Origin of the sequence: Streptomyces nanshensis (assembly GCF_001751255.1) — a bacterium.
Classification (GTDB): Bacteria; Actinomycetota; Actinomycetes; order Streptomycetales; family Streptomycetaceae; genus Streptomyces; species Streptomyces nanshensis_A.
In genome coordinates, this window is sequence record NZ_LJGW01000073.1 from 1 (window position 1) to 8,607 (window position 8,607).

Annotated in this window: 9 protein-coding genes and 1 rRNA gene; 8 read left to right on the plus strand and 2 right to left on the minus strand. The window is 70.9% G+C overall.

Annotated elements, in window-relative coordinates; genetic code table 11:
* The first annotated feature begins 106 nt into the window (after positions 1-106).
* From rrf to AN218_RS03600, 8 genes are all read left to right on the plus strand, one after another.
* Positions 107-223 (plus strand): 5S ribosomal RNA (gene rrf, locus AN218_RS03570).
* Between the two features lie 50 nt (positions 224-273).
* On the plus strand, positions 274-924 hold the full coding sequence (locus AN218_RS03575; protein ID WP_070015161.1) for an HAD family hydrolase: 651 nt from the start codon (positions 274-276) through the stop codon (positions 922-924).
* Positions 925-977: 53 nt separating this feature from the next.
* Complete coding sequence (locus tag AN218_RS03580) at positions 978-2,159, plus strand: acetoin utilization protein AcuC (RefSeq protein WP_070015156.1); 1,182 nt, start codon at positions 978-980, stop codon at positions 2,157-2,159.
* Positions 2,160-2,329: 170 nt separating this feature from the next.
* A complete protein-coding gene (locus tag AN218_RS03585) occupies positions 2,330-3,202 on the plus strand; it encodes a phosphatase (protein ID WP_079131785.1) in 873 nt (290 codons plus the stop codon).
* Positions 3,203-3,331: 129 nt separating this feature from the next.
* Positions 3,332-3,541, plus strand: a complete 210-nt coding sequence (locus tag AN218_RS03590) for a helix-turn-helix domain-containing protein (RefSeq protein ID WP_158677109.1) — start codon at positions 3,332-3,334, stop codon at positions 3,539-3,541.
* Between the two features lie 150 nt (positions 3,542-3,691).
* On the plus strand, positions 3,692-3,790 hold the full coding sequence (locus tag AN218_RS34095; RefSeq protein WP_003948845.1) for a 30S ribosomal protein bS22: 99 nt from the start codon (positions 3,692-3,694) through the stop codon (positions 3,788-3,790).
* A gap of 212 nt (positions 3,791-4,002) precedes the next feature.
* Positions 4,003-5,085 carry an NAD-dependent epimerase/dehydratase family protein gene (locus AN218_RS03595; protein WP_070015157.1) on the plus strand — a complete coding sequence of 361 codons (1,083 nt, stop codon included), beginning with the start codon at positions 4,003-4,005 and terminating at the stop codon, positions 5,083-5,085.
* On the plus strand, positions 5,078-6,133 hold the full coding sequence (locus tag AN218_RS03600; RefSeq protein ID WP_070015158.1) for a lysophospholipid acyltransferase family protein: 1,056 nt from the start codon (positions 5,078-5,080) through the stop codon (positions 6,131-6,133). The genes AN218_RS03595 and AN218_RS03600 overlap by 8 nt, the downstream gene beginning before the upstream one ends.
* 83 nt (positions 6,134-6,216) lie before the next feature.
* Here the strand turns inward: AN218_RS03600 and AN218_RS03605 are convergent, their stop codons facing one another.
* Both AN218_RS03605 and AN218_RS03610 read right to left on the minus strand, forming a co-directional pair.
* Positions 6,217-7,722 carry a DUF5667 domain-containing protein gene (locus AN218_RS03605; protein ID WP_070015159.1) on the minus strand — a complete coding sequence of 502 codons (1,506 nt, stop codon included), beginning with the start codon at positions 7,720-7,722 and terminating at the stop codon, positions 6,217-6,219.
* Positions 7,723-7,980: 258 nt separating this feature from the next.
* Positions 7,981-8,607, minus strand: a 627-nt coding sequence (locus AN218_RS03610) for an ECF subfamily RNA polymerase sigma factor, BldN family (protein WP_070015160.1), incomplete at its 5' end; no start/stop codon positions are given.

Sequence of the window (8,607 nt, forward strand, 5' to 3'; positions counted from 1 at the left end):
AGCTCTGAAACCACAACCACCAGCACCACGGCTGGTTGGTTTGATATGTGAAGAGAGCGCTGACACAACACGAGTTTCCCCCGCCGCATATGTGTGGGGGGTGTGTTTCGGTGGTCATAGCGTGAGGGAAACGCCCGGATCCTTTCCGAACCCGGAAGCTAAGCCTTACTGCGCCGATGGTACTGCATGCGGGAGCGTGTGGGAGAGTAGGACACCGCCGAACTNGTTGGACACACCAACGGGGCCTTCTTTTTTTGGTCGTACAGTGGGCGCATGGGCAAGTACGACGTGGTCGTGTTCGACAACGATGGTGTGCTGGTGGACAGCGAGCCGATTTCGAATCGTGTACTCGCCGAGTACTTGAGCGAGTTGGGGCATCCGACCACGTACGAGGATTCGATCCGGGACTACATGGGTGCGGCGCTGCATCGTGTGCACGATCTTGTGCTGGAGCGGTCCGGGCGGCGGTTGCCCGAGGACTTCGACGAGGCCTTTCACGAGCGGGTGTTCGCCGCGTTTCAGCGGGAGTTGACGGCCGTCGACGGCGTGGCCGAGGTGCTGGCCGGGCTGGAGGAGGGCGGGGTGCCGTACTGCGTGGCGTCGTCCGGGAGCCATGAGCGGATCAGGGTGGCCTTGCGCGGGACCGGGTTGTACGAGCGGTTCGGGGAAGGGCGCATCTTCAGTGCGGACGATGTCGGGCGGGGGAAGCCCGCGCCGGATCTGTTTCTGCTCGCCGCGGAGAAGATGGGCGTACGGCCGGAGCGGTGTGCCGTCGTCGAGGACAGTCCGCTCGGGGTGCGGGCGGGTGTCGCCGCGGGGATGGACGTGTACGGCTTCACGGCCATGACGCCGGCCACGCGGCTCGGGGACGGAGTCACCGCGCACTTCCGGAGCATGGGGGAGTTGCTCGCGCTGCTGTCGTGAGCGTCCGTCGGCCTCTCCCGTCGGGCGTATCGGCGGGCCGGTACGGTGGCGGGATGAGCGGCGGCGCACAGTTGATGTGGGACGAGGCAGTCACGGGCTACGACTTCGGGCCGGGGCACCCGATGGATCCGGTACGGCTGGCGCTGACGATGCGGCTTGTCGAGAGCCTGGGGCTGGACAAGCAGAAGGATCTGAGGATCAGCGCGGCGAAGCCGGTCGGCGACTCGACGCTGCGGCTGGTGCACCGGCAGGACTACATCGACGCAGTACGGCGGATCTCGGCCGATCCTCGGTCCGCGACGGGCGAGTTCGGACTCGGGACGCCCGACGATCCGGCCTTCGCGGGGATGCATGAGGCGTCGTCGCTGATCGCCGGACAGTCGGTCGCTGCGGCGGACGCGGTGTGGCGCGGCGACGTACTGCACGGGGTCAACTTCGCCGGGGGGCTGCACCATGCGATGCATGCGTCCGCGTCGGGGTTCTGCATCTACAACGACGCCGCTTTGGCCATCGCACGGCTGCTGGAGCAGGGTGCGGAGCGCGTCGCGTACGTCGACGTGGACGTGCACCACGGGGACGGCGTCCAGGACGCGTTCTGGAACGACCCTCGTGTACTGACGATTTCGCTGCACGAGCACCCGCGGATGCTCTTCCCCGGCACCGGCTGGCCCGAGGACACCGGCGGCCCGGACGCCGAGGGCGGATCCGTCAACGTGGCGCTTCCCGCCGGCACCGGCGACGAGGGGTGGCTGCGCGCGCTGCACGCGGTCGTGCCCGAACTCCTCGCGGAGTTCCGGCCGCAGGCCCTCGTCACGCAGCACGGTGCGGACACCCACTTCGAGGATCCGCTGGCGCATCTGGCCGTGAGCGTCGACGCACACCGTGCCGCCGCGGAGGCCCTGCACGGGTGGGCGCACGAGTACGCGGACGGGCGCTGGGTGGCGCTGGGCGGCGGGGGATACGCCGTCTTCGACGTCGTACCGCGCTCCTGGACGCATCTGGTGGGGATCGCGGCGGGGGCGCCCGTGCCGCCCGAGACCGAAGTGCCGGACTCCTGGCGTGAGTTGGTGTACGCGCGTACGGGCGGTCCGGCCGCGCCGCAGCGGATGACGGACGGGCGGGAGCCGGAGGCCCGGGTGTGGGCGGAGACGGGTTACGACCCTGCCGATGCGCTCGACCGCGCGGTGCACGCGACGCGGAAGGCCGTCTTTCCCGCGCATGGGCTGATGCCCTGACCCGGTCCCGAACCGCGCGGCGCCGCCCGGCCTCGCGAAGTCCGTCGGCGTCCCCCGGGCGTCCGTAGGCCCGCGTTCCGTTGAGGGCATCAACTGCCCCGTCTCGTACAGCAATTCGTCAGGTGGTCCCGGACCGCTGCGGGCGCCGGGCACCGTGCGCTGCCGCCAGCATGGGCGGTGTGCTGAGCGGCGGGGACCCGGAGGAGAGCGGCGGCAGGGGCGAGGAGCCGTGCGCCGCCGAGGAGTTGAGGGCGCATCTGCTGGCGGCCGGGCTCGCCGGTACGACGGGCACCAGCCGGGAGAAGAGCCTGCGGCGCTACCGGATGTTCGCGGTCCGCGATCCGCGTGCGCTCACCGGTCTCGATCCCGAACTCGACTGGACCGTACCGGAGTTGCTCGCGCTCATGGCCGAAACCTGCGGGGTGTCGGCCGATCCCGCTACTGTCTGCGGCCAGGACCGTATCGATCCCGCGCGTACGGTCGCGGCGCTCGACGCCTTCGCCGGCCGGCTGCGCAGTGCGGCCGCCCGTCGCGTGCCCGTACTGCTGGGGACGGGCCACCCCGGTCGACTGCTGGGCTTCTACGCACCATTGGCCTCAGCTCTCTCGTCGGCGGGATGCACTCTTCTCACATCAGCGCAGGGGCAACGTGTCGACATAACGACGATGTTCGGCGTACGTCCTCTCGCCCTCGGCTACGTGCGGGGGGTTGCACTGATACATGAACCCGGCGTGCGCCCGGGAGTCGATGCGCCGGGTGTGCACACCCACTCGCCGCTGCCGCTGCGGACCGTACTCTCCGCGGCGATGACGGACGGCGGCCCGCTGCCCGGGCTGGTCATCGGGGATCACGGATGGGTCTGCGCAGCAGGTCAGTTGGGTATTGAGGCCATCGGGCCCGCAGATACGGATGATCCGGCGCCGTTCGTGGGTCAGGCCGAGGGAAGGGTGTCGGTCGTCGTGCCCGTCGATGACGCTGCGCGGTCCGACAGCTACGGTCCGCTGGCGCACTATGTACTCAAACGGGCGTGTCTGTCACAGTAGGAGACTGATCGCTACTCCTCTTCCCCACTTGCATCACCCGCCCCTAATCTGGGGAGGAGCGCGCATGCGAGCGGGAGTCGCCGGAAGGGGAAGCCGGTGACCGACATGTGCGGAAGGTTCAGGTGTGACATGGCTGCTGGCAAGGGACCTCTCAACGAGGTCAACTTTCTGACCGTGGCGGAAGTCGCCTCGGTGATGCGAGTGTCCAAGATGACCGTGTACCGGCTGGTGCACAGCGGTCATCTGCCGGCGATCCGGGTGGGCAGGTCCTTCCGGGTCCCAGAGCAGGCCGTCCATGAATACCTCCAGGAATCCTATGTGGGGGTGGAAACGGCCTGACGGCGACGTACGGCGACCCTCGGATTACGAGCCTCGCCCGGCGGCGGGTAGGCTGAGACCTCATGTAGGTCGTGTGGGCTCGGACGCCCCGCGCCGAGTGAAGACAGTTCTCTCCGCGTCGGCGGAGATGATTTGTGAGCGAGGGTTGTCGTGGGCTCAGTAATCAAGAAGCGGCGTAAGCGGATGGCGAAGAAGAAGCACCGCAAGCTCCTCAAGCGCACGCGAGTTCAGCGTCGCAACAAGAAGTGAGCGAACGCCGGGTACGTCGGTGACCGCCGTTCTGCTGCCCGCACCTGGTGTGCGGTGCGGCGGGACGGCGGTTTTCGTTCTGCAGGGGTGTCGGCGTTTCACCGGCGCGTGTGCGGACAGGCGAGAATCGTCATCCGCGGAACCGCACCGGCGGGCCCGCGGAACCCCGCTTCGTGCGGCGTCGTCCCCAAGTGGGCGTCAGGGGAGGGATCTTGGGCAGGGTCGTGCTCGTCACCGGGGTCGCCCGGCAGCTCGGTGGCCGCTTCGTGCGCCGTGTCCAGCGTGAACCGGATGTGGACCGGGTCGTGGGAGTCGACGTCGTCGAGCCCGTACACGACCTGGGCGGCGCCGAGTTCGTACCGGCGGACATCCGCCAGCCCGACATCGCGAGCGTGCTCGCCCGGCACGGCGTGGACACCGTCGTCCACATGGACGTGCACGGGACGCCGCCGACGCTGCCCGGCACCGGCAGCCGCAGCTCGGTCAAGGAAGTCAACGTCATCGGCACGATGCAGTTGCTGGGGGCCTGCCAGAAGGCGCCCTCGGTGCGCCGCCTGGTGGTGAAGTCGACGACGAGCGTGTACGGCGGCGCACCCCGCGACCCGGCCGTCTTCGACGAGTCGACGCCCGCCAAGTCCCTGCCCAGCGGCGGCTTCGCGAAGGACGCGATCGAAGTCGAGGGATATGTACGGGGCTTCGCGCGGCGCCGTCCCGACGTCTCCGTCACGGTGCTGCGGTTCGCGCATGTGCTCGGGCCCTCCGTGGACTCGCCGCTCGCCGCGTACTTCGCGCTGCCCGTACTGCCGACGGTGCTCGGCTACGATCCGCGGCTCCAGTTCGTCCACGAGGAGGACGCCGTCGAGGTGCTGCGCGTGGCGGCCCGCGAACCCCGGAGCGGCACGCTCAGCGCGGGGACGTTCAACATCGCCGGGGACGGCACGCTGCTGCTGTCGCAGTGCGCGCGGAGGCTGGGGCGGCCGACGGTGCCGATGCTGCTGCCGGCGATCCGCTGGGGCCGATCGCTGCTCCAGTCCGTCGGGGCCACCGACTTCTCGCCGGAGCAGGTGCGGCTGCTGACGCACGGACGGGTCGTACGGACGACGCAGATGCGCGAAGTCCTCGGATTCGAGCCGCGGTTCACGACGGGTGAGACGCTGGCGGCGTTCGCGCGGGTACGCGGGCCCGGGCTGCTGCCGCCGGAGACGCTCGCGCGTACGGTCGACAGACTGGCCGCGAAGGTGGCGCCGCCGCCCGAGGAGGAACCGCAGGACGAGGAGGTCGGCCGCCGTGGCTGATGCGAAGGTCATCCCGTTCGGGTCGCCGGACGACGGGTACGGGCGGCACTCCGGGCGCGAGCGGCACGAGAGGCACCGGCAGCAGGGGTGGGACGGCGGGACGGGGCCGGGCTCCGGCGGTGCGAGTGCCGGGGACGCGGGCGCCGACGAACGTACGGGCCGCGCGGGCGAGGGCACGGAGACGGACGCGGACTCCTCGGCGGCGGGCGGCAGTTGGGAGCGCACGGCCGCGCAGGCGCTGGCGTTCCTGCGCCGGCGGGTCACCGGCGAGTACGAGGTCGACGACTTCGGCTACGACCCCGAACTGACCGACCAGGTACTGATGTCGCTGCTGCGCCCGCTGTACGAGAAGTACTTCCGGGTCGAGGTACGCGGCGTGGAGAACATCCCGGCCGACGGCTCCGCGCTGATCGTCTCCAACCACTCGGGCACCCTGCCGCTCGACGGGCTGATGATGCAGGTCGCCGTGCACGACCACCATCCGGCGGGACGCCATCTGCGGCTGCTCGCCGCGGACTTGGTCTTCATGCTGCCGGTCGTCAACGCCCTGGCGCGCAAGGCCGGGCACACGCTTGCCTGTTCGGAGGACGCCGCGGCGCTGCTGGCCAGGGGCGAGATCGTCGGAGTGATGCCCGAGGGGTTCAAGGGACTGGGCAAGCCGTTCTCGGAGCGCTACAAGCTCCAGCGGTTCGGGCGGGGCGGCTTCGTGTCGACCGCGCTGCGGGCCGGGGCGCCGATCGTGCCGTGCTCGGTCGTCGGGGCCGAGGAGATCTACCCGATGGTGGGCAATGCGAAGACGCTCGCCCGGCTGCTGGGCTTCCCGTACTTCCCGGTGACGCCGACGTTCCCGTGGCTGGGCCCGCTCGGTGCGGTGCCGCTGCCGACGAAGTGGACGATCCAGTTCGGTGAGCCGATTCCGACGGACGGCTATCCGGAGGGCTCGGCGGAGGATCCGATGCTGATGTTCAACCTCACCGACCAGATCCGGGAGACCATCCAGCACACGCTCTACAAGCTGCTGGTGCGGCGCCGGTCCGTGTTCTTCTAGGCGGTACGAACTCGCCCTGTGGGGCGCCGGGTTGGCGGGGCCGGGGCGGACGCATCCGTCCCCGGCCGCTCGTCGCCGAGGTGTTACTTGTCGTCCTCGCCGAGCCCGTGCAGTTCCGGAAGGACATGCGGAACGATCGGCGGCAGGGTGACGTCCGGTTCGTGATGCGAGCGGCCGCTGCCGCCCGCGTCCGCGCCCGAGCCGCCACGCGGGCTCTTGGACGGGTCCAACAGGCCGCCGTCGCCGGTGAGTTCGTCCGCTCCCGGCAGCGGACCGGAGGGCTCCGGCTCGTCGCTCGCGCGCTTCTTCCCGTCCGCGTCGGCCGAACCGGACGAGGACGGCGTACGCGGCGAGGCGTGCCCCGGGCCACGGCGCTCGCTCCCGCCCCCGCGCTCGCGCGCCGTCCGCTCCTCGGGCGTGGAGATCAGCCCGGCGATGGGCGCGATGTCGCTGTCCATGGCGTCGAAGGCGAAGCTCACCTCGTCCCGTACGTCGGACAGTTCGGGCGGCAGATCCTCCCGCAGCTTCAGCCAGCTCTGCCGCTGCCCGGAGCTGAAGGAGGAGAGCGTACGCATCGGGCCGATGCTGCCGTCCCGTTCGTACGCGGAGCTGAGCAGACGGTGGCCCTCGTCGGCGTCGTACCGCATGCCGGACAGGGCGCGGCGCAGCTCGCTCACCGACTCCTCGTCCAGCGGGGCGCCGCCCCGTGAACGCTCCATCAGCCGGCGGGCCTCGCGCAGCCGTGTCGAGGCGCGGTCGAGGTGCACCTGGCCTCGGTCCGTGGCGTCGTCGGCGAAGTCGAGGCGCAGATCCTCCATGCCGCGCTTCACGCCGTACAGCGAGTCGCCGGGGAGGGCCTCGCTGCTCGCGGCCGCGACGCCGCCGAGGGCGGAGGCGGCCACGCCGACGCCCAGACCGCCGGCCGCGATGCCCTTGCCCCAGCGGGAGTTGGGACGGAGTCTGGTCAACGGGCCCGTAGCGGGGGCGCGATGGGCGCCCTTCCGTGCGCCGCGGTTGTCGCGCTGGGCGGGCACCTGCCGGGCGCGCGCCTCCGGAGAGGCGAACTCCGCCTCCATGGCGGCGACGAGCTGGGCGCGCTGCACGGTCTTGACGTCCGGAGACACCGTGGGTCTGGGGACGTTGCGGAGCTTCTCCGCGAGGCCGAGCAGCAGCGCGGGCTCGCCGCCCTCGTCCGCCGTCCGTGCCGGATCCTCGGACGGGGCGCGGTCGTCGCCGGAGGAGAGCGCCGCCGGATCGCGGTCCGGACCGAGGTCCGTGCCCCGCAACGGGTCGCGCAGCGGGTCGCCGCCCGCGTCAGGTACCTCCCCAACGCCCGCTGTGACAGCGGAAGTTGCCGCGCCCGCCGTCAGCGGGGCAGGCGCGCCGCCGCCCACCGGGCACGGACACACGGGTGCGGCCACGACGGCCTCGGGGACGGAAGCGGCCGGCACGGAGGCGGCCGACGTGGCTTCCCGGCCGCCACCCTCCGCCGCTGTACGGTCAGCCGCCGCGGCCTCGTCGAGCTCGTGCTCGTCCAGGGCCTGGGCGAAGGCGGCAGCCCGCTTGCTCGCGGTCACGGAGCCGATCACGGGCGGCACCTCCTCTCGTCAGCACGGTCCAACTCCCCACGACGGATGGAAGGCTGTGCGGCGGTGAAGTGTCCATGTTCACTCGTACGTGGGAGCGAGCACTTGCGCCGCGGTGCGGGGAGACTGCACCCCGACAACGAGCGGCAAGCCACTCGGGTTACGGACTCACGATGATGTGACCGCGCGCATGTGCGGCGTGACCCTGGGGTGCGGGAAAAACGGAAGAAGGGGGTGAAGTGGCGTACGTGCGGGGGGAGTTCAGCGGGCTTCGCGCGGCAGCAGCCGCGCCAGGGTGCGCACCGCCCGGTACTGCAGGGTCTTGATGGCGCCCTCGTTCTTCCCCATGGCGCGTGCCGTCTCGGCGACGGAGAGGCCCTGGAGGAAGCGGAGCGTCACGCACTCCTGCTGCTGCGGGTTGAGCCGGCGTACGGCTTCGAGGAGCGCGGCGTTGGAGAGGGACTCCAGGACCGAGTCCTCGGGGCTGCGCTCGACCTCGTTGGCGTCGAGCATTTCGCCGGTGGTCACTTCCAGCCGGAAGCGGCTCGACTTGAAGTGGTCGGCGACCAGATTGCGCGCGATGGTCACCAGCCACGCGCCGAAGTCCCGGCCCTGCCAGGTGAAGGTGCCGATGCGGCGCAGCGCCCGCAGGAACGTCTCGCTGGTGAGGTCCTCGGCCGTCGCCCTGCCGCCCACGCGGTAGTAGATGTACCGGTACACCGTGTCGCTGTACTGGTCGTAGAGGCGGCCGAAGGCCTCCGCCTCGCCGTCCTGCGCCCGTTCGACCAGGTCCATCATGCGGCGGCTGTCGGTGTCCGAGGCGGCGGGGCGTGCGCGGCGGGCGGCGGGTGCGCCGGTGGCGGTGCCCGTCGCGGCGCCCGTCGTGGT

Bases quoted from the DNA above. Each gene is read 5' to 3' on its own strand.
- AN218_RS03575 (WP_070015161.1), top strand. From the start codon at position 274: ATGGGCAAGTACGACGTGGTCGTGTTCGACAACGATGGTGTGCTGGTG.
- AN218_RS03580 (WP_070015156.1), top strand. From the start codon at position 978: ATGAGCGGCGGCGCACAGTTGATGTGGGACGAGGCAGTCACGGGCTAC.
- AN218_RS03585 (WP_079131785.1), top strand. From the start codon at position 2,330: ATGGGCGGTGTGCTGAGCGGCGGGGACCCGGAGGAGAGCGGCGGCAGG.
- AN218_RS03590 (WP_158677109.1), top strand. From the start codon at position 3,332: ATGGCTGCTGGCAAGGGACCTCTCAACGAGGTCAACTTTCTGACCGTG.